Raw genomic sequence first — 19,843 nt, 5'->3', positions numbered from 1 at the left:
ACGTGATGCCCAACCGCACGCCCCATGTCCTTTACATCGACGACGACCCGGGTCTCACCCGCCTGGTCGAAAAGGCCATGTCACGGCGCGGCTACGAGTTCGCCCATGCCGAAACCGGCGAAGCTGGTCTTGAGATGATCCGCTCCACCACCTTCGACGTGGTGGCGCTCGATCATTATCTCCCTACCGGAACCGGCCTTGACGTTCTTAAGGGCATGGAAACATTGGAAGATCGGCCGGCGGTGGTTTACGTCACCGGCTCGGCGGAGATGGCCATCGCCGTCGCGGCGCTGAAATCGGGCGCCACCGACTTCGTGCCCAAGTCCGGCGCCGAAGAGTTCATGGAGCTCCTCGTCGCTTCCATCGACCACGCCATCGACCACGTTCGCCTCAACCGCGCCAAAGCCAAGGCCGAACGCGAAGTGCGAGAAGCGCGCGAGCACGCCGAACTGCTGCTCGGCGAAGTAAATCATCGCGTTGCCAACAGCTTGGCCATGGTGGCGGCCTTGGTGGGCCTTCAGAGCAACGCAGTCGAAGACCCCGAAGCCAAGCGCGCGCTCTCCGAGACTCAGGTCCGCATCCAGGCCATCGCCGGCGTCCATCGCCACCTTTACACTTCCGAAGACGTGCGCTCCGTCCACACCGGCGAATACCTCAACGGCTTGATCGGCGAGCTGGAAAATACCCTCCAGGCCGAAGGCCAGACCGCCCGCCTGCGTGTCGATGTGCAGGGTTTTCCCTTGCCGACCGAAAAGGTCGCCTCACTGGGCGTGATCGTCACCGAACTCGTCACCAATGCCCTGAAATACGCCTATACCGGACGCGAGCCCGGCGAGGTCCGCGTCCGCATGTTCCGCGATGGCACGCAGGTGCAGTTGATCGTCGAGGACGACGGCATTGGTTTTTCCGGCACCGACAAGCCCCAGGGAACCGGCCTTGGCAGCCGCATCGTCAAAGCCATGGCCATCAGCCTCGGCGCCCAGGTCGGCTACGGCGAAGGCCCTGGCACACAGGTCCTGGTCAGTTTCGAGGCTTAGGGCCCGGTCCGGCTCGCCTTGTTCTCGCGCCGCACAACGGTTTTTTGCAAACCGCCATTGCCTTCAATCTCGTGCTCTTCCGGCGAAACGGGCACCGGCACATCCCCATAAGGGTCGCGGTTCTTCTCCGCCTCAAGCTGCTCCATCGTCAGCTCGCCCGCTTCTTCCGGTGTGCCGGCGATCAGGGCGGCGGCACGCCTCGCAGACAGCTTGAACTCGTCGGCGAGAAACGCGACCTCCTGCTTCTTGTCGATCATCGTGGCCTCCACAAGTTAGGTGTGAAGGCCCAAGGGTTTTCGAGCGCCGATGGTTGCACGCCTAGGCGCCTGACCGGGCTGCCTTGCGTTCCCGTCGAAACTCGGCAGGATCGAAGGCACGATCACCACGAGCATCGCGGATGCGCGTAGGAAGACCCATGCGGCCCAACAGCTCGATAAACGGCACGGGCGGCAGCTCTTCGACATTGACCATGTGGTGGCAGTCCCACTCCCCGCGCGCAATCAAAATGGCTGCCGCAACAGCCGGAACCCCCGCCGTGTAGGAAATCGCCTGGCTTGACGTTTCGGCGAAAGCCTCTTCGTGGTCGCTGATATTGTAGACGAGGAGCTCTCTTTCGACGCCGTTATGCGTGCCGCGGATCAGATCGCCGATAAAGGTCTTGCCCGTGTAATCGGGTGCCAATGACACAGGATCGGGCAGCACGGCCTTGACGAGCTTGAGCGGCACGACCTCGTCCCCCTCGGCGGTGGTTACGGGCTTTTCGGACAGCAGCCCAAGTTTGTTGAGCACAGTGAAAACGTTGATGTAGTGCTCGCTAAAGCCCATCCAGAAACGAATATCGGGCACGTCCAGATTGGCCGAAAGCGAGTGCAGCTCGTCGTGACCGGTAAGGTAGGTAGTGTGTGTACCGACCACCGGCAGATCGTCGGTGCGCTTGACCTCGAACATTGTGTTGCCGGTCCACTGCCGTCCCTGCCAACTCCATACTGTCCCGGTGAACTCCCGGAAGTTGATCTCCGGATCGAAGTTGGTGGCGAAATAGCGGCCATGGCTGCCGGCGTTCACATCGATGATGTCGATGCTGTCGATCCGATCGAAATAGCTTCCCGCCGCGAGCGCTGCGTAAGCATTGACGACACCGGGATCGAAGCCGGCGCCGAGCACCGCCGTCACGCCCTTGCGCTCGCATTCCTCCCGATGCTTCCACTCGTAGTTGCCATACCAGGGCGGGGTCTCGCACACTTTGGCGGGGTCCTCATGGATGGCCGTGTCGATATAGGCTGCCCCGGTGTCGAGACAGGCACGAAGGACACCCATGTTGAGGAAGGCCGAGCCGGCATTGATGACGATCTGGCTTCGAGTGCGCCGGATCAGCGCCTTGGTCGCTTCGATATCCGTTGCGTCGAGCTCATGAGCGACCAGGATACCCGGTCGTTTGAGCACCTTCTTGTCCAGCATGCCGGCAATGATGGACTGGCATTTCGAGACAGTGCGCGAGGCGATATTGATGTCGCCCAGCACGTCGTTGTGCATTGCTGCCTTAAAGGCCGCAACCTGCGCGACACCTCCGGCGCCGATAATGAGAACATTCTTTTTCAATTGGCACGAAACACCTTTTTCGAGGGGGAAGGGCCAGCCTAGCCGAGGCTGGCGACATAATCGGCATAATCGAACTGACGCATGAGTTCGACTTGACCATTTCTTCGGCGAATGGCGATCGAGGGCATCGCCACGCCGTTGAACCAGTTCTTCTTGACCATGGTATAGCCACCGGCGTTCAGCAGCGACACCCGCGAGCCAACGTCCAGCCGCTCCGGGAAATCGAACTCGCCGAACACATCGCCTGCAAGGCAAGACTTGCCGGCGACGACATAGCGGTGCGGTCCGGCATTAGGCGCAACTGTCGCCGTTTCGCGATAAACCAGCAGGTCCAGCATGTGCGCCTCGACGGCGCTGTCGACGATGGCGATCGACTTTTCATTCTCCACCACGTCGAGCACGGTGACTTCCAGCGTCGTCGTATCGGTCACCACCGCATCGCCGGGCTCGAGATAGACCTGCAGCTGGTAGCGCTCCGCAAAGCTCTTGAGCCGGGCCGCCAGCAGGTCGATGGGATAGCCATCGCCGGTGAAGTGCAAGCCACCACCGAAGCTGATCCAGTTGAGCCGCTCAAGATACGATCCCAGCTTGGCCTCGAACTGGTCGAGCAATGCCGAGAACGCAGGAAAGCTGTCGTTCTCGCAGTTGCAGTGGATCATGAAGCCGCTGACACGATCCATGGCGCTGTCGATGCGCTTCAGATCCCATTCGCCCAGCCGGCTGAATGGCCGCGCCGGATCGGCCAGGTCGAAATGGGAGTGGCTGATGCCCGGATTGACCCGCATGCCGATCGGCAAATGCGCGGCCTTGGCGTGGAAGCGCTCCAGTTGGCGAAGCGAATTGAAGATGATCTTGTCGGCATAGGAGATCGCCTCGTCGATCTCACCGTCCGACCACGCGACCGAATAGGCGTGCGTTTCGCCGCCGAACTTCTCCCTGCCCAGGCGCACTTCGTTGAGTGAGGATGACGTCGAGCCGTCCATATGCGGCGCGATCTGCTCGAACGTCGACCAAGTGGCGAAAGCCTTGAGTGCCATGACGCATTTGGCGCCCGAAAGGGCACGCAGCCGATCGACCTTCTGAAGGTTCGCATCGAGCTTGGCTTCATCGATGAGGTAGAAAGGTGTGGCCAAGGGCATCGCGCCAACTCCAGACAAGCGTGTGCCCGCCAGGTCGGCGGAAGAAGAGCCATCGTGTAGCGACGATGGACCGGAGGGTCAACGCCAGTTGACCTATAAGCCGGGTTCTGTAGGGCCGCGTTGCCGCGACGTGGTGACCATTCATCTGAGGCGCCTGTTGCCAGGGCGCTCGTGCAACCAACCCGGATGATCTGGCCTCGAAACAGGCTGGGCCGAAACCCGCGTCATCCCTATTTGGTCTTGCTCCCGGTGGGGTTTACCGTGCGGCCGCTGTTGCCAGAAGCCCGGTGCGCTCTTACCGCACCCTTTCATCCTTACCGGCCCTGAGGCAGGCGGTTTGCTTTCTGTGGCACTTTCCCTAGGGTCGCCCCCGGCGGCTGTTAGCCGCCACCGTGTTTCGATGGAGCCCGGACTTTCCTCCAGCGGACAGTTACCCATCCGCCAGCGGCCACCCGGTCAACTGGCGCGCGGATATGTGCGGGACGAGCCTCGCGCCGTCAAGCGTTTACCGGGCTCGTCAACAGCGGCTGTGCCTTAGGCTTGGTCAAAGCCTGATAGGCCAGGTTGATTGCGGCCATCCGAGCCGTCGCAACGTCGATCAGGTCTTCTGGCACGCCCTTGGCGATCAGCCGGTCGGGATGATGCTCCGCCACCAGACGGCGGTAGACCCGCCGGACTTCCTCCGGCGGCGCATCGTGGTTGAGGCCGAGCACGGTATAGGGGTCGACCCCCTGCTCCAGCATCACATGCTGGGACGCGACCTGCTCGAACCGCGCCTCGTCGAAACCAAAGATACGGCTCACATCGCGCAGGTAATCAAGCTCTGCCTCGTGCACCAACCCGTCGGCCGTAGCGATAAAGAAGAGCCCGTCCAGCACATGCTCGAGCGTATCCGGCGTTGAGGCAAAAAACCGGGCGACCTTGCGGGCATAGGCGTCGTAGCCTGCAACATCCTGCTTGGCGAGGTTGAACAGGCGCTCTACCTGCGGCTCGTTGCCCTTGGCGACCTCAACCGTAGCGTTGAAGGCACGGACTTCCGAAGCCGTAACCGCTCCATCGGCGACTGCCATCTTGGCAGAGAGCGCGATCAGCGCCAGGGTGAACGCCGCCTCCCGGCCACCAGGCAGCCAGGTATCCGGATCAAGAATATTCGCGACCCGGCCCGACAGGCCGGTGCGAGCGCTGAACGAGCCCAAAAACCGGGTGAACTTCTGCCACCGATCGCGGTTCTCTTCGGCTTTTCGCACGCAGCACAGCATCTTCGTCCTCGTCTCAAGCAAGATGCGCCGCCCCCGGCGACGCAAAGCGCGGCGACACTATCGGCTCAGAATGTGGCGGTCTATGGCGCAGCCGGCATCCAGCTTGGCGCTAGTCGGCGAACGGGTAGTAGAACCCTTCGCCATAAGCGCGCGGCAATGGCTGCACGATAGTGCGGCCAGGCGCTTCATCGAGGAAGAAACCGTTGCTGTCATATTCCGGCTCAACGGCAGGCGCCGCTTGCGACCGGTTGCCGCGGCTGGCGAGGAACTCCGACAACGGACCGGATTCCCAGTCGTCGAGGTCATCGGCAGTCAACACCGGCGGCGCCTCGTCGACGATAAGCGGGGGCTGCTGTTGCGGAACGATCAACGGGCGAACCGTGCTCTGCGCCACGGAGGGCGGGCGTTGCGATACGGGGGTGGGGAAGGCAACCGGCTTGGGCGGCACTGCGGCAACGGCGGTCGCCGGAGCGGCTGTCACCGGCTTGGGCGTCGTGACAGCCGGCGTTGGTGCCGCGGGGACAGCAGGAACCGCAGCCACGGCAGGTGCGGGGGTGGGCTTCGGAGCGGCCGGAGCAGCCGGCGTGCTGGGACGCGTCGGCGCGGCGGCAGCAGCGTTGCCCGCGCCACTAATGTAGCTAGGCAATTCACGTCCGTTCTCGATGAATTTGTCTACCGCAGTCCCATTGGTGGGGCGAGAAGCGGATGTGATGACGGGATCGGCAGCGGGCGCATTAGCCACCTCGACCTCGGCGAGTTCGTTCTGCGGCGCCTGAATGGCAGCGGGGCGCTGAACCGCCGGCGTCGGCAAGGCAACAGCCTGCTCGACCGGCTCGGCCTGAACCACGGCAACCTGCGGCGCCTCGACACTTGGCCCCAGCTGGCGCATGGCAAAATCTGCGGCGGGGATGGCCACGACCAGCACGGCGCCGGCCCAGGCCAGTCCATTGGTTATGCGGCGATCAATCTGCATGGATCCACTGTTCCGGTTATGCCCCGTTCGGCGCGCGGACATCGCGCCTCTTCGTGGCCAGAATATGAAAGAACACCCTATCACATTCGAGCCGCTGGCCTGAACAGGGGATGAACGAAAACGTGTCTACGGCCTCCGCCCCAGCAAACGCGCCAAAGCAAGAACAAGGTTCGAGCGGTTGAGCGTATAAAAGTGGAACTCCGTTACACCTTCATCGAGGAGCTCGGTCACCTGCTCTGCCGCCACTGCAGCGGCAACCAAAGCGCGCGTTTCCGGGTCGTCGTCTAGCCCTTCAAAGCGCTCGGCCAGCCATTCCGGAATGGACGCACCGCAGCGCGCAGCAAAGCCCGAGATCTGCTTGAACGAATGGATCGGCTGTATCCCAGGCACGATCGGCGCCGTAATGCCGGCTTTCCGGGCCCGCTCGAGGTAGCGCAGATAGTCTCCGTTGCTGAAGAACATCTGCGTGATGGCGCGATCGGCGCCGGCATCAAGCTTTCGCTTGAGATTGTCGATGTCGCTGTCCCAATCGGGGCTCTGCGGATGCTTTTCGGGATAGGCCGCGACGGAAATGTCGAAGTCGCCAATCTTGCGAATGCCGGCTACGAGGTCCGCCGCGTTCTTGTAGCCATCAGGATGCGGTGTGAACGGGTGGCCGACCCCTTCCGGCGGATCGCCGCGCAAGGCGACAATGCGGTTGACGCCCGCCTCACGGTATCCCCGCACAACCTCATCCACCTCGTTGCGGCTTGCGCCGACACAGGTGAGATGCGCCGCCGCCGGCACGCCGCTGTCGGCCGTGATGCCCTTGACCATGCGCAAGGTGCGCTCGCGCGTCGAGCCGCCCGCCCCATAGGTCACCGACACAAATCGGGGACCAAGAGGCGCCAGCTTGCCGATACTGTCCCAGAAGCGCTCTTCCATCGCATCGGTCTTGGGCGGAAAGAACTCGAACGAGAGCTGCAGTTCCGGGCGCTGGTCAGCGGTTTGGCGGCTGGCGCGGAAGTTGTCGTCAAGCATGGTCATTCCGTCCTGTTGCGGTCGCCCAGGTGCCAGAGGCACACGGTCAAACCACGGTCATTTGTGTCGCTGGGGAATTCGCGCATGGCCAACACATCAAGGCCCGCAAGGGATGCCCAGCCGCTCATCTGCTCGCGCGAGAGGCCAAGACGGCGATGCGCGTGTTCGCTCCGCAGGAATTCGAGGTCATGCGGCGCAAAATCGACGATCAGGATCTCGCCACCGGGCTTTAGCAGCCGGCGCGCCTGCGCCAGCATGCGGCCGGGATCGTCGAAATAGTGCAGGACCTGGTGAATGACGATGACATCCGCCGGTCCGGTCGCGGGGTCTAGCGCGCCGATATCGCCGAGCCGCACCTGCGCATGGGCTAGGCCCGATCCAGCCAGGCGGGACCGGGCGACCGCCAGCATTTCGCGGCTCGAATCGATGCCGATGCCGTGCTTGTAAGCGGGCGCCAGGACTTCGAGCATGCGTCCGGTTCCGGTGCCAAGATCGATCAGCAGGTCAACGCTGCGCCCGCCAAGTTCCGCAAGCACCGCTGCCTCGACCGCCGCTTCAGGCACGTGCAGGGTCTTGAGCAGATCCCAGCTCTCCGCGACCTTGGCGAAGTAATCGGCTGCAATGGCTTGTTGCGCCTCGCGCGCCTCCACCTGCCGCGCCCGGTCACGGCGGCGTTCGGCATCGGCTGGATCGACCCGCGCCGTGAGCCAGCGCGCCAGCTCTGCCCCCTGCCCGCTCGGCGCCAGCCGATAATAGGCCCAGGCGCCTTCCGCGTGGCGCTCGACGAGACCCGCATCGGCCAGGAGCTTGAGGTGGCGAGAGACGCGAGGCTGGCTTTGGTCGAGAATTTCGGTGAGGTCTTTCACCGAGTGATCGCCATCGGCAAGCAGGGCAAGAAGACGCAGCCGGGTGCTTTCACCCGCCGCCTTCAACACCCCAACCAAACTGCCTAAACCGTTCATCACCACCCTCGGATATAAAGATGTCTTTATATCCCGCTTCGGAGGTGGTCCAGCGGTTTTTGCCTCTGCGCTAGACGCGCGGGCGAATAGGCGCCGTCACGATAGCGCGGACGCCTGGATTATTGTCCTCGTAGCTCAGGCTGCCATCAAGCCCTTGCACCAGCGTGTTGAGCATCTTCGCGCCGAAGCCCGTGCCGGTCACGGTGCCGTTCATGCCCTGCCCGCGATCCTGCACCACAAGGCGCAGGTTGTCGCGATATTGCTCCAGCCGGATCAACGCCGGACCGACGGCTCCGTCATAAGCATATTTGGCGAGATTGGTCAGAAGCTCGTTGACGATCAGTCCCACCGTCACAGCGCGATCGGTGCTGATCAGCATCGGCGCGAGATCGAGCGTCACTTTTTCTTCCCAGCCGACATCGATGGTGGCGACCAGTTCACCCACCAGTTCGTCGAGGTATCGCGACAGGTCGATGATCTCGACACTGTCATCCTGATAAAGCCGCCGGTGCGCCAGCGACACGGCGAGGAGCCGGTTCTGCGCTTGGTCGAGCTGCTCACGTGTCTCGGGGCTCGCCGCCCGGCCTTGCATCTTGAGGAAGGCCCCGACCAGAGCGAGGCTGTTCTGCACGCGATGATTGACCTCGCGCATCAGGAAGTCCTTCTGCTGCAGCAGGTTTTCGTTCTCGGCCAAAGTCGTTGTCAGCTCGCGATTGAGCTGGCGAATGCGGGAATTGTTACGCGCTTCCAGCATCAGCCTAACGATGCGCGACGCGGACTCGACTTCGGCATGGGTCCAATCCCTGGAGCGGCCACTGACGCTCTCCGACCATTCCTCGAACGAGGCACGCGGTGTCAGCACGGCACCCGGCGCATGGTCGACGTCCTTGTGCGGATTGCCCGCCCACTTGACCGTTTGAAGCTTCTCGGCCCGGAACCACATCAAAATGGTGGGCACTTCGGTCGACATGGTTACGGCGAGAAGTCCGGCAGCCGTATCGGCGTAGACTTCAGCACCCTGCAATTGAGAGGAAAGCTGGTTGGTGGCAAAGGGACGAAGGAGCGCCTGGACGCGAACGAAGTCGGCGATGGCCCGAACATCGATCCCATCCGGGCAACGCCCCGACGTGAAGAGTTCGCCACCCTGTACCGCAGCAAAGCCATCGGCTTGCAACAGCCGCGCCAGTTCGAGGCCGGAATGTTGAAAAAAGACGTCCAGTCCTTCATCGGCGCCGAGCCGGGTGAGCACCGCATCTTCATGCGACCGCAGGCGCACGCGCTCGCGATAGAGCTCGTTTTCTTCCCGCACCTTGACCAGACGGGCAAGGCTGGTGGCCATGGTTTGGCAGGCCAGCCTTGTGTTGAGCGACAGTGGTCGCGGCGCATGGTGGTGGCAGGCAATCAACCCCCAGAGCACTCCATCCTTGACGATCGACATCGAGGCGGAAGCCGCGACGCCCATGTTCTTGAGATACTGGATATGCACCGGCGAGACGCTCCGCAGCGTCGAATCGCTGAGATCGATGCTCTTGAGGTCACTGCTGGCGCTGATGATCGGTGCCGGCTCGTAGTAAACGTCGGCAATCACCCGAACCCTGTTGCGCACATAAAGCGCGCGCGCCTGCCGCGGAATGTCGGAGGCGGGAAAGTGATGATGCATGAAACTGGGTGATTGGTCAGAAATCGCTTCCCCGAGCACCACACCCGCATCATCATCGACAAATTGGTAAACCATGACGCGGCTATAGCCGGTCAGACGCTGAAAGATCTGCGCCGCCTCGTCCGACAATTCACCCAGGCTCGTCGAGTTCTCAAGCCGCATTTCAAGCGAATCCAGCTGTGCCAGGAACCCGGCATCAAGCGCCGTCTCGTCTGTTTTCTCGCTGAGCTCAACAACAAGGTGCTCGCCGCTGACATATGCAACCGCATCATGCACCTGGCCCCCGAACGGCACATCGCCGAGGACGTGAACGCCGCTGCGCGGCACCAGCGGCATGATTGCTGTGCTCGAAAGGCCGATAACGTTATCCAGCTGTTGTCCCAGCAGGGCATCGGACACCTTTGCGGCGCCTGCATAACCCACGATCTCGCCGGACCCCGGATTGGCGATCAGCATGACGCCATAGGGCTGGATCGAGCCGGGAATATGGATCGGCTCCAGGTCGCAATTTGTGAGGTTGATCCCCTCAAGCGTGCTCATGAGCCGCCTCCGCATAGATAGCGAGCGCTGCTTCAAACACGCGCTGCGCTGCGGCAAGCGCCGCGTCATTGTCAAAACGCGGGTCATCGAGAACCGCAAGAAACCTCTTCCAGCGGCCGTTATCGGCGGTCTGGTGCGCCAGGTGCCGCGCACCGTAGCGGGCATTAAACCCGATCGCTTCCGCTCGCCGCTGCAACAGGCGTGCGCCCAGCGCCGAACCCTCGAGAACGTAGAGCGCGCCGAGCTTTTCAGATGCCGTAGCGAACTGCAACGCCGCAGAACCCGAAGGCGGGGCAGCCAGTCCGAGGTCCTCCAAATCGCTGCACAGATCGCCGATTAGCGGTAGCGGCGCCCAAAAGCTGCTGCCGGATGCGGCCGGCTCGGCCACAAGACGAAAGCGAAAGCTGCTCAGCAGGAAGACCTTGTACTGCTCGGCCGTCTTGAACGCGCCAACCAGAGCGTCCAACTCCTGGTGTGTGGGGGCGGTGTGGTGGCGGAGCGCGGCCCTGAGGCCAGATTGATCCGAGCTCCCGCTTTCCTGCATTCCCGCACATTTCCTTTAGGTGATTTGTGAGGTTTAGCAGAAACCGTCATTTATCCTAATAACGATTTTCGTATCAGCCCTTAGCCAGGCTCAAGCCGACTGCCGCTCTTCGGACGGAGCGCGCTTGCGGAAGGAGTGCGCGCGCCATAGCTCGAAGATGTTCTTGGCGTCTTCCGCATCCAGAGCTTCGAAACGGGAGGTGACCATCCGCTTGTCGGCATCGCTGGGCAGGTCCCGCCACGGCAGGGTCGCCACGATGGCCTCAAACAGTTCCGGCGTGAGCCCGGCAGCGCGCAGGGCGACGGTAACCGCCACGTAATCCTGGCCTGCCAGCCATTTCACCACGAGTTCCGGCGCAACGCTCAGCATCACCGAAAGAGCGGCGGCCGCGTGGTGCCCGTAGCCGAAGCGGGCGAACCTGGCCAGCGCCCGGTCGTCCAGCTGCTTTCGGTCGGCCAGGCCACGCACCTGATTGTAGGCAACCTTCCATTCCTGAGCGTTGAAGCCGGCACGATTGCGGATGCGATTGTAAACAACGGTGTTGACCTTGCCCGCCGCAACCGGATCGAACGGCCGCTCCACCTCTCCCAGGGACTGCAATATCTTGCCTGCCGCCTGGTCGATTTCGCCTCGAAGCGACTTCCAGTCGATATCGTGGCGCCCGCGAAGGTCTGCCGCGATCTCGGCATCGCGTGTTGCGCGCTCGACCAGCTTCTCGAGCGTGGCGCGGTCGAGTTCAGCCCGCCCATTGCGCACTAGGCGCACCACGGAAGCAGTTTCGCCGTGTTCGACAATCGCTTGGCCGACTCGATCGTGCAGCTCGGCGCGGCCGGCAATCGCAACGCGATGCTCTTCCGATTGCCGCGAAACGATGTCGATCAGGTCGTCGTCGCTGAGCACGCTCGAAAATTCGAGCAGCGGCCGGGCAACCTCGATGTCGTCATTGGCAAGTTTGACCACCACTGTGCCGGGCGCACGGTCCAGCGGCGCAAGGAGCTTGGCGACATGTACCCGTGCCTCGACCTCGACCAGTTCGGCCAGCCGGCACAGCACTTCGTCATATTGGGCAACCTGCTCGTCGTCGCAGCGGTCCGAAACATAGGAGAAAAGCTGCGCCATGTTGCGGAACAGCTGCTCGCGCTCGCCGTGACTGTCCTCGCCATTGAGAACCCGGAACTGAGCAAACGCCCGGTGGCCTTCGTCGATTTCGCTCATTCTCATGTCTCCCGGCTTCTGCCGATCCGTTTCCAGGAGAGTGCGGTGAGACCTGCTTGTGCGTGCTGAAACCGAAGGAGCGAATTTTATTAAAGTTATAGAGGTGGCGTGGAGACCGGTGGGCCTCCACGCCTTTGTCACTCAGACCCGCAGATCGAAACGGTCCGCGTTCATCACCTTCGTCCAGGCCGCAACGAAGTCGCGGGCGAACTTGGGCGCCGAATCCGACTGCGCATAGACCTCGGCATAGGCACGAAGCTGCGAATGCGAGCCGAAGATCAGGTCGACGCGCGTACCCGTCCACTTCCGTTCGCCGGTCATGCGCGAGTGCGACTGGTAGAGGTTGTCTTCGCCAGCAACAGGCTCCCACACCGTGTCCATGGACAGGAGATTGAGGAAGAAGTCGTTGCTCAGCGTCTCAGGCCTATCGGTCAGGATGCCGTGTTCGTTGACACCGATATTGAGCACACGCAGACCACCCAGCAGCACCGTCATTTCTGGTGCCGTGAGATTGAGGAGATGCGCCCGGTCAACCAGTGCCTCCTCCGGTTCCATGAAGCGGCGGTTCGACAGGTAGTTGCGGAAGCCATCGGTACGCGGTTCGAGCGCAGCGAAGGACGACGGATCGGTCTGCTCCGCCGAGGCATCCATGCGGCCAGGCGTAAACGGCACCACCACGTCATGGCCCCCTGCCCGTGCTGCCAGTTCAACCCCAACGCCACCGGCCAGAACGATAAGATCGGCCAGCGACACGATCTTTCCTTCGGCCTGGAAATCGGCCTTAATCGCTTCGAGCTTGGCGAGAACGCGAGCCAGCTGCGCGGGCTTGTTGACTTCCCAGTCCTTCTGCGGTGCCAGGCGGATGCGAGCGCCGTTAGCCCCGCCGCGCTTGTCCGAGCCGCGGAAGGTCGAGGCCGAAGCCCAGGCCGTGCCCACGAGCTCATCCACCGAAAGGCCGGCATCGGCGATGCGGGTCTTGAGGATGGCGATGTCGCCTTCGTTGATCAGCGCGTGATCGACAGGCGGGATCACATCCTGCCAGATCAGGTCTTCCGCCGGCACTTCGGCGCCGAGATAAAGAACCTTTGGCCCCATGTCGCGGTGGGTGAGCTTGAACCAGGCGCGTGCGAAGGCGTCGGCAAACTGCTCCGGATGTTCGAGGAAGCGGCGCGAGATCTTTTCGTATTCGGGATCGAAACGCAGCGACAGGTCGGTCGTCAGCATGGTCGGCCGATGCTTGCGCGACGGATCGAAGGCGTCCGGAATGACGTGGTCGTCGGTCTTGGCCACCCACTGCTTGGCGCCTGCCGGGCTGGTGGTCAGCTCCCATTCGTAACCGAAAAGGTTCTCGAAGAAGTAGTTGCTCCACTGCACCGGGGTCTGCGACCAGGTGACTTCGAGGCCTGACGTGATGGCGTCCTTGCCGATACCAGTGCCATGCTTGCTCTTCCAGCCAAGGCCCTGGTCCTCGAGGTCCGCGCCTTCCGGTTCCGCCGCGATCAGCGACGGGTCGCCGGCACCGTGAGTCTTGCCGAAAGTGTGGCCGCCGGCGATCAGCGCCACGGTTTCTTCGTCATTCATGGCCATGCGCGCAAAGGTCATGCGGATGTCGTAGGCGGCCCGAACCGGGTCAGGATTGCCGTTTGGCCCTTCCGGATTGACATAGATGAGGCCCATCTGCACGGCGCCGAGCGGCTCGCTCAGCTGGCGTTCGCCCGAATAGCGCTCGTCGCCCAGCCACGTCCCTTCCGGACCCCAGAACAGCTCCTCGGGTTCCCAGACGTCACGACGGCCACCGGCAAAGCCAAACGTCTTGAAGCCCATCGACTCGAGCGCGACATTGCCGGTGAGGATCATGAGATCGGCCCAGGAGATTGCCTGACCATACTTCTGCTTGATCGGCCAGATCAGGCGGCGCGCCTTGTCGAGCGCAGCATTGTCCGGCCAGGAATTGAGCGGCGCAAAACGCTGCTGCCCCATGCCGGCGCCGCCACGGCCATCGGTGATGCGATAGGTGCCGGCGCTGTGCCAGGCCATGCGGATGAAGAGGCCACCATAGTGACCGAAGTCGGCCGGCCACCAATCCTGGGAATCCGTCATCAGCGCGCGCAGGTCTGCCTTGACTGCCTCAAGATCCAGCGTCTTGAACGCCTCCCGATAGCTGAAATCCGGACCGAGCGGATCGGACTTGGCCGAATTGTTGTGCAGCATCGAGACGTCCAGCGCCTTGGGCCACCAGTCGCGATTGCGGTGATGACCACCGCGCTTGCTTTCGCCCTTGCCATGCTGGCCGTGATCGACCGGGCACTCGCCAGCGGAGGCTGATTGGACGTGGGGATTGGGATCGGTCATGGTGGCTCCTTGCTGCTTTGGGCGGGTTATAGGGCCATAGCAATCATTCGGCCAATCGATTATTCTTGGTTTTCCCATAGGACAAACTTATCGTGCCCATCTCCCTTCGCCAGATGCGCTGCGCCGTTGCCGTGGCACAAACCGGCCATTTCGGCCGCGCCGCAGAACGCTGCGCCATGTCGCAACCTGCCCTCTCCCAGCAAATCCAAACGCTCGAAGCGCTGTGCGGCACGCCGCTCTTCGACCGTCTCAAAGCTGGCGTGCGCCCCACCCCCTTTGGCCGGGAGTTTCTCGCGCTCGCGCATTCAACGCTTGAGCGCGCCGACGCCGTCGAAGCCCTAGCCACCGGCCGCCGGGAAGCACCTAATCGACCCTTGCGCTTTGGTCTGATCCCCACCGTCGCGCCCTACCTGCTGCCCGAAATCTTTCCAGCGCTGACTGCCAAGCTCCCCGACCTGCGCTTCGCCGTCAGCGAAAGCCGCACGGAGACACTGCTGGCCGGGCTTGATGACGGCACCATCGACCTTGCCCTCATCGCTACGCTCCCGCCGCAGCAAGGACCAAAGCTCGAAACAGCCGAACTTTTCGAGGATCGTTTCGTTCTCGCCGTGCCCAAGGGCGAAGATGCAATGCCGCTGGCCGCACTGCCGCCCGATCGCATCTTGCTCCTGGACGAAGGTCATTGCTTCCGCGATCAGGCCATCGCCGCCTGCCGGCTGGACGGTGAGCACCAGACCTTTGCCGCGACTTCTCTCTCGACCATCGTCGAGTTCGTCGCCAACGGCCAGGGTGTCACGCTCCTGCCTGAGATCGCGCTTCGCAAGGAAGCCAGCGACCCCCGCATCGCCGTGCATCACCTCGGCGACCCCGGCCCCGGCCGCAAGCTGATGCTGGTCTGGCGGCAAGCCACGCCTTTCGCCGCGACCTTTCAAAAGATCGCCGAAGTGATCCGCGCGACTAGACCCGCAAGCGCCGGTGCTGCCTGAAGCTGTTGAAGGAAAACAATATCAACGCCAACCAGATCAGCGCAAAGCTGAACAAGCGCACTGGCGTCAGCTCCTCACCAAACAAGGTGATGGCGAGGAGAAACTGGATCGACGGCGAAATGTATTGAAACATGCCGATCGTGGTCAACCGCAGCCGCCGCACCGCAAAGCCGAACAGCAAGAGCGGCACCGCGGTTGCCGGTCCGGTCAGAATCAGCAGCAGCAACAAGGTCGGGTCGGCATGAACCCCGACGCCATTGGTCGCGACGTCATGGGCGACATAGGCCAGCGCGAAAGGCGCTGCGAGCAGGGTTTCGACAAAGAGCCCGGTGACCGGCCCGGTCTGCGCCGTCTTGCGAATAAGCCCGTAGGATCCGAAGGTTAGCGCAAGCCCTAGCGCCACGAAGGGGATGTTGCCCACGCCGACGGCCTGGATCAGGATGGCGACGCAGGCGATGGCGATAGCGATGCTCTGCAGCCGGTTTTGCCGCTCACCCAACACCACCATGCCGATGGCGACATTGACTAACGGGTTGATGAAATACCCAAAACTGGCCTCGAGCACCTGCCCCGTGGCGATCGCCCAGACGTAAAGCAGCCAATTGCCGACCAGGAGGATCGCCGACAGCGCGATGACCCGCATGCGTCGCCAGTCCGACAGTACGGCGACAACGTCTTTTGCGTTTCTTGAGAGCGCAATGACCAGCGCCAGCAGCACAAGTGACCACACCGTGCGCTCGGCAACGATCAGCACCGCCCCCGCCGGTTCCAGCGCGTGGAACAGCAGCGGCAACACGCCCCAAAGTCCGTAAGTGAAAAGCGCCGCGATCACACCCTTGCGAGTTTCACTCTGGTCTGGCGAAGGCTGGGTATCGGTCATGGAAACGCTCCGCGCCACGCCGGGCGCCCTGCCCCTCTAGCAGCGCCGGAACACGCCGCCAAATCAGAACTTCTGATCCCCAATCACCAGAACGGTGATGACGCGGCAAACCTTTGCCGGATTCGGGCGTTTGCCTCCTCGTACGCATTACTCGAGGAGTTGCAGATGAAAAAGACCGTAACCTGGATCCTGATCGCCGACGGCACCCAGGCCCGTGTGCTTGAGCATGGCGGACCCGGCAAGGGACTTTCCACCATCAAGGATCTCGATTGGTCGATTGACGCGCTGCAATCAAAGGACATCGACACCGATGGCTATGGCCGCGGACCTACAGGGGGCGCAATGACCTCCGGCAACGATTCTTCCAAGCATCGCGAGGCCGAATTCGTGCGCACCGTCGCCGGTGTCATCGACAGCAAGGCCAAGGAGGGCGCCTTCGACCGCTTGGTCATCGCTGCCGCGCCCATTGCCTTGGGAAACTTCCGCAAGCTTCTGTCCGACCACACGAAAAAGGCCGTGGTTGCCGAACTGGACAAAGACCTGACCAATGTGCCGACAGCACAGCTGGACAAACATTTCGACGGCATTCTTGCGGTCTAGGATACCTTCAGGCGGACGGCGCTAATCGTCCGCCTCCTCGTCTTCCTCCTCGTCGCCGCCGGCCAGCGCGTCGAGGAACTCCACGATCATCGCACTGACCAGTTCCGGCCGCTCGATGCTCGGAATATGCGCCGTGCCCTCCAACACTGCCGCAAAAGCATTGGGCATGGTCTCGGACAAGGTCTCGTGCCGGTCGATGATGGCTGAAAAATCCTCGTCGCCAACCAGCAGCAGGGCCGGCGTGTTGACGCCCTCCATGCGCGACCAGGCGTCCGGTCGCTCTTCTTCCTGCGTGAGTATGGGCTTGGCGAGCGCCAATCCGTTCATGTCGAGAAAGAGCTCGCGGGCAGCGCCGCCAACCCGGCCGCTCTTGGCGCGCGGACCGTCGAGCCATTCATGCGCCTGCACCCGGTTCAGCATGTCGCGATCGCCGCGCTCGAAGGCATCTTCCTCCGCCATCTCGATCGCCTGCTCTTCCGCCGTAGCGCTCCAGGGCGCACCGGTAATGGAGGTGCCGATCAGCACCAGCCCGATCACCCGCCCCGGATGCGCCAGCGCAAAATCCACGGCTAGTCCGCCGCCCATGGAACAGCCGACAAACACCGCCGCGTGGATGTCGAAAGCGTTGAGCAGCGCTTCGAGGTCTTCAAGATGGCTGAAAGCGTCGTCCGGGCTTTCCGTTTCCCCATAGCCGCGCCGGTCATAGGCGATGGCATGCCATCCCGCATCCGAGACCGCCCGCATCTGCTCGAGCCACATGCGCTTGTCGCAAACGCCGGCATGAAGAAACACCACCGGCAGGCCATCGCCCTGCTCAAGGCCCGCAAGCGTGGCGCCGCCGATCTCGAACGCAAAATCCTCGCGCTGTTCGTCTGTCTCGGTCACTGTTTAAGCGCCGCGCAGAAGGTGATCTCGTCCTTTGGACCAAACCAGCAGCCCGGCTCACCCTCGATCGGCGCAAAGGCGCCCAGCTCATCGGGGCGAGCGCCTGCCCTGGCTCGATCTTCAATGAGGTAACCGAAGCCTTCACTATTGGCCTGATGCGCGAACACAAAGACCTGCCGGTCCGGAAGCACGAAGGAAATCCCGCCCCCATCGACGGCGACGTCGCAGCTGAAATCCCCATAGCCCGTCATCGAGCATTGCCCCGGCGCAGCACCAGCCGGAGCGGCGAGGGCAAACACGGCGCTCATCGCCACCCCCGTCACCAACATCTTCATTCATTTCCCCAAAGCGGAAAACCAGGGCCAAGCCCCTCACTGGCGACCATAAGACAGAAAGACCAGCAAACCCAAGGGTTTTCGCAATACTGCGGGCCACCACAGCCGATGGATCACAAAGCCGTAAACTTGGCGCATTCCACTTCTAGCCCTGCTGCGTGGCAGGGATGTGCCCTGCTCTTCATCGCGCTCGACCAGCGCAAACTCAGACGTTCAAATCGCGAAGGGTTTTGCCCGTGTTCAAGATTTTGTCGACTTTATCCATTTTGACGCTTGCCACAGCAGGCACTGTGCAGGCTCAGGAATTTGTTGCTGCCGGAACCGAACTCAGTGCCGGTCAAGAGGCCACCGTACCGTTTCTGATTCCCAACGGTCCTGAAGTGCCGATCGCGCTGACCATTACCGAAATCGAACCTGGCGACATCGCCGATCTCGGCAACTTCGAGATTCCCTCAGGCTACAAAGATGCGCGGCCATATTATGTGCGCTTCACCTACACCAACGAGGGCGACGAAGACCTGTCCAACTACCAGGTCGCTGGCTTTGTGGCCTTCGACGCAGATGGCACTGAACTCATGCCGTCCATGACCATGGGCGGCAGCGAACCCTTCACGGCCTGCCAGAACACGGCCCCAGCCGAACTCGCAAATGGCCAAAGCCACGAAGGCTGCGTTCTTTTCCTCGTGCCCGCTGAAGGCGAACTCGCTTCGGTCGGCTATCGCGGCAATTACCGCTTCGAAGAAGGCAAGGACACCGAAGCCGATTTCCCGATCTACTATGATCCGGTGCTTTGGACCGCCGGTGAAACGAGCACCAAGACCAAGGGTACCGTCGTCGCTCCCGCCAACTAATCCGAACTTTCGAGCCTCCCGGTTGGAGGCTCGATCTTCTAGCGGGCAAGGCCTCCGTCCGCCCAGCCTTCGATCAAGGCGCCCGCAATAGCGCCTGAGCGCGGCTTGGCAATCGTGGGATGCGTGCCAGCCAAGATCGTCCTGACCTCTTCCCTGTCCACCCAGCGGGCATCAGCCAGTTCCTTGAGGTCGAGCGTGATCTCCTCGGACATGGCTTCACCAAGGCACCCGAACATCAGCGACATCGGGAAAGGCCAAGGCTGAGAAGCCACATAGGTCACGCTGCCGACCTTGATCCCGCTTTCCTCAAAGACCTCGCGCCGCACGGCGGTTTCGATGTCCTCGCCCGGCTCCACGAAGCCGGCGAGCAGCGAATACATGCCCTCCGGCCAGCTCGCTCCGCGGCCCAACAGAAGGCGGTTCCCAGAGGTGATCGCCATGATGACCACAGGATCGGTGCGGGGAAAATGGTGCGTTCCGCAAGCTGCGCATTTCCGGACCCAACCGCTGTCTGCAGCAACGCTCGGATTACCACAATTGGCGCAGAAGCGGTGCGACCCATGCCAGGACAACAGCGCCCGCGCAGTTGCGACGCATTCGCCTTCAAGTGGGGTGAGCGAAGCCATGATGCCGCGCACTTCGACGAACTTCGCCGAAGGCCAGGCAGGATGAACCTGCTCGCTCCGATCCACGAACTCACCGATCGTCGCCGCATCCTCCAATGGGACCCAAAGGGCCAGGTCAGCGGCGTAGCGCGCGCCCTCCGGGGTGAGGCCAATAAACACTGGAATATCCCGAATATTGGCAAAGGCGGGATGATCCAGGGGCGCAAGCACGGTGTTGCCGTTGCCATCTACCAAGAGCTTGCCACGCCAAAAGACCATGGCTCTTGAAGAGCCGTCCGGCACTCCTGCCGGACGCAAATGCGCAGCACGATCAAGCGCGCCCGCAGAAAAGGCAAAGTTAAGCATCTTGGTCTTCGCGGCTTGTTCGGGAAAAAAGACGC

At 62.3% G+C, this 19,843-nt stretch carries 19 protein-coding genes and 1 other RNA gene; 4 read left to right on the top strand and 16 right to left on the bottom strand.

Annotation, left to right across the window (positions count from 1 at the left end; all coding sequences use genetic code 11):
- Window positions 1-5 precede the first annotated feature (5 nt).
- Window positions 6-1,037 (top strand): histidine kinase dimerization/phosphoacceptor domain -containing protein, encoded by a 1,032-nt coding sequence (locus tag JI748_RS03930; RefSeq protein ID WP_201635272.1) that lies wholly within the window; start codon window positions 6-8, stop codon window positions 1,035-1,037.
- Here JI748_RS03930 and JI748_RS03925 read toward each other — a convergent pair.
- From JI748_RS03925 to katG, 12 genes are all read right to left on the bottom strand, one after another.
- The gene (locus JI748_RS03925) at window positions 1,034-1,294 is read right to left on the bottom strand and encodes a hypothetical protein (RefSeq protein ID WP_201635270.1); all 261 of its coding nucleotides are present in this window, start codon (window positions 1,292-1,294) and stop codon (window positions 1,034-1,036) included. The genes JI748_RS03930 and JI748_RS03925 overlap by 4 nt on opposite strands.
- Window positions 1,295-1,355: 61 nt before the next feature.
- Window positions 1,356-2,636, bottom strand: a complete 1,281-nt coding sequence (locus JI748_RS03920) for a saccharopine dehydrogenase family protein (protein ID WP_201635268.1) — start codon at window positions 2,634-2,636, stop codon at window positions 1,356-1,358.
- 38 nt (window positions 2,637-2,674) lie between these two features.
- On the bottom strand, window positions 2,675-3,775 hold the full coding sequence (locus JI748_RS03915; protein WP_201635266.1) for a carboxynorspermidine decarboxylase: 1,101 nt from the start codon (window positions 3,773-3,775) through the stop codon (window positions 2,675-2,677).
- Window positions 3,776-3,855: 80 nt separating this feature from the next.
- Window positions 3,856-4,239: RNase P RNA component class A (gene rnpB, locus JI748_RS03910), an RNA gene on the bottom strand.
- A gap of 33 nt (window positions 4,240-4,272) precedes the next feature.
- Window positions 4,273-5,034 carry a J domain-containing protein gene (locus tag JI748_RS03905; protein ID WP_201635264.1) on the bottom strand — a complete coding sequence of 254 codons (762 nt, stop codon included), beginning with the start codon at window positions 5,032-5,034 and terminating at the stop codon, window positions 4,273-4,275.
- 109 nt (window positions 5,035-5,143) lie between these two features.
- Entirely contained in the window at window positions 5,144-6,007 is an 864-nt protein-coding gene (locus JI748_RS03900; protein ID WP_201635262.1) for a hypothetical protein, read from the bottom strand.
- A gap of 126 nt (window positions 6,008-6,133) precedes the next feature.
- On the bottom strand, window positions 6,134-7,027 hold the full coding sequence (metF, locus tag JI748_RS03895; RefSeq protein WP_201635260.1) for a methylenetetrahydrofolate reductase [NAD(P)H]: 894 nt from the start codon (window positions 7,025-7,027) through the stop codon (window positions 6,134-6,136).
- Between the two features lie 2 nt (window positions 7,028-7,029).
- On the bottom strand, window positions 7,030-7,989 hold the full coding sequence (locus JI748_RS03890; RefSeq protein ID WP_201635258.1) for an ArsR/SmtB family transcription factor: 960 nt from the start codon (window positions 7,987-7,989) through the stop codon (window positions 7,030-7,032).
- Between the two features lie 70 nt (window positions 7,990-8,059).
- On the bottom strand, window positions 8,060-10,189 hold the full coding sequence (locus JI748_RS03885; protein ID WP_233280607.1) for a histidine kinase dimerization/phosphoacceptor domain -containing protein: 2,130 nt from the start codon (window positions 10,187-10,189) through the stop codon (window positions 8,060-8,062).
- Complete coding sequence (locus JI748_RS03880) at window positions 10,176-10,733, bottom strand: biliverdin-producing heme oxygenase (RefSeq protein ID WP_201635254.1); 558 nt, start codon at window positions 10,731-10,733, stop codon at window positions 10,176-10,178. Before JI748_RS03880 ends, JI748_RS03885 begins: the two co-directional genes overlap by 14 nt.
- A 90-nt stretch (window positions 10,734-10,823) precedes the next feature.
- The gene (locus JI748_RS03875; RefSeq protein WP_201635252.1) at window positions 10,824-11,948 is read right to left on the bottom strand and encodes a DUF2336 domain-containing protein; all 1,125 of its coding nucleotides are present in this window, start codon (window positions 11,946-11,948) and stop codon (window positions 10,824-10,826) included.
- Between the two features lie 141 nt (window positions 11,949-12,089).
- The gene (katG, locus tag JI748_RS03870; protein ID WP_201635250.1) at window positions 12,090-14,300 is read right to left on the bottom strand and encodes a catalase/peroxidase HPI; all 2,211 of its coding nucleotides are present in this window, start codon (window positions 14,298-14,300) and stop codon (window positions 12,090-12,092) included.
- A gap of 92 nt (window positions 14,301-14,392) precedes the next feature.
- Between katG and JI748_RS03865 the strand changes: the two genes are divergently transcribed.
- Window positions 14,393-15,286 carry a hydrogen peroxide-inducible genes activator gene (locus tag JI748_RS03865; protein ID WP_201635248.1) on the top strand — a complete coding sequence of 298 codons (894 nt, stop codon included), beginning with the start codon at window positions 14,393-14,395 and terminating at the stop codon, window positions 15,284-15,286.
- Here JI748_RS03865 and rarD read toward each other — a convergent pair.
- Window positions 15,258-16,166 (bottom strand): EamA family transporter RarD, encoded by a 909-nt coding sequence (rarD, locus tag JI748_RS03860; protein WP_201635246.1) that lies wholly within the window; start codon window positions 16,164-16,166, stop codon window positions 15,258-15,260. The genes JI748_RS03865 and rarD overlap by 29 nt on opposite strands.
- A 165-nt stretch (window positions 16,167-16,331) precedes the next feature.
- On the opposite strand from rarD, the gene JI748_RS03855 reads away from it, so the two are divergent.
- Window positions 16,332-16,766: a host attachment protein gene (locus JI748_RS03855; RefSeq protein WP_201635244.1), complete on the top strand. Its 435-nt coding sequence runs from the start codon at window positions 16,332-16,334 to the stop codon at window positions 16,764-16,766.
- 21 nt (window positions 16,767-16,787) lie between these two features.
- Here the strand turns inward: JI748_RS03855 and JI748_RS03850 are convergent, their stop codons facing one another.
- Window positions 16,788-17,651 carry an alpha/beta fold hydrolase gene (locus tag JI748_RS03850; RefSeq protein WP_201635242.1) on the bottom strand — a complete coding sequence of 288 codons (864 nt, stop codon included), beginning with the start codon at window positions 17,649-17,651 and terminating at the stop codon, window positions 16,788-16,790.
- A complete protein-coding gene (locus JI748_RS03845) occupies window positions 17,648-17,986 on the bottom strand; it encodes a hypothetical protein (RefSeq protein ID WP_201635240.1) in 339 nt (112 codons plus the stop codon). Before JI748_RS03845 ends, JI748_RS03850 begins: the two co-directional genes overlap by 4 nt.
- 236 nt (window positions 17,987-18,222) lie before the next feature.
- Here JI748_RS03845 and JI748_RS03840 point away from each other — a divergent pair, with 236 nt between their 5' ends.
- Window positions 18,223-18,837 carry a hypothetical protein gene (locus JI748_RS03840; RefSeq protein ID WP_201635238.1) on the top strand — a complete coding sequence of 205 codons (615 nt, stop codon included), beginning with the start codon at window positions 18,223-18,225 and terminating at the stop codon, window positions 18,835-18,837.
- A 38-nt stretch (window positions 18,838-18,875) separates the two neighbouring features.
- Here JI748_RS03840 and nudC read toward each other — a convergent pair whose 3' ends face one another.
- Window positions 18,876-19,808, bottom strand: coding sequence for an NAD(+) diphosphatase (gene nudC / locus JI748_RS03835; protein WP_201635236.1), 933 nt, complete (start codon window positions 19,806-19,808; stop codon window positions 18,876-18,878).
- Between the last annotated feature and the right edge of the window lie 35 nt (window positions 19,809-19,843).

Origin of the sequence: Devosia rhizoryzae, from assembly GCF_016698665.1 — a bacterium.
GTDB lineage: Bacteria > Pseudomonadota > Alphaproteobacteria > Rhizobiales > Devosiaceae > Devosia > Devosia rhizoryzae.
This window is presented reverse-complemented; position numbering and strand designations above follow the sequence as displayed.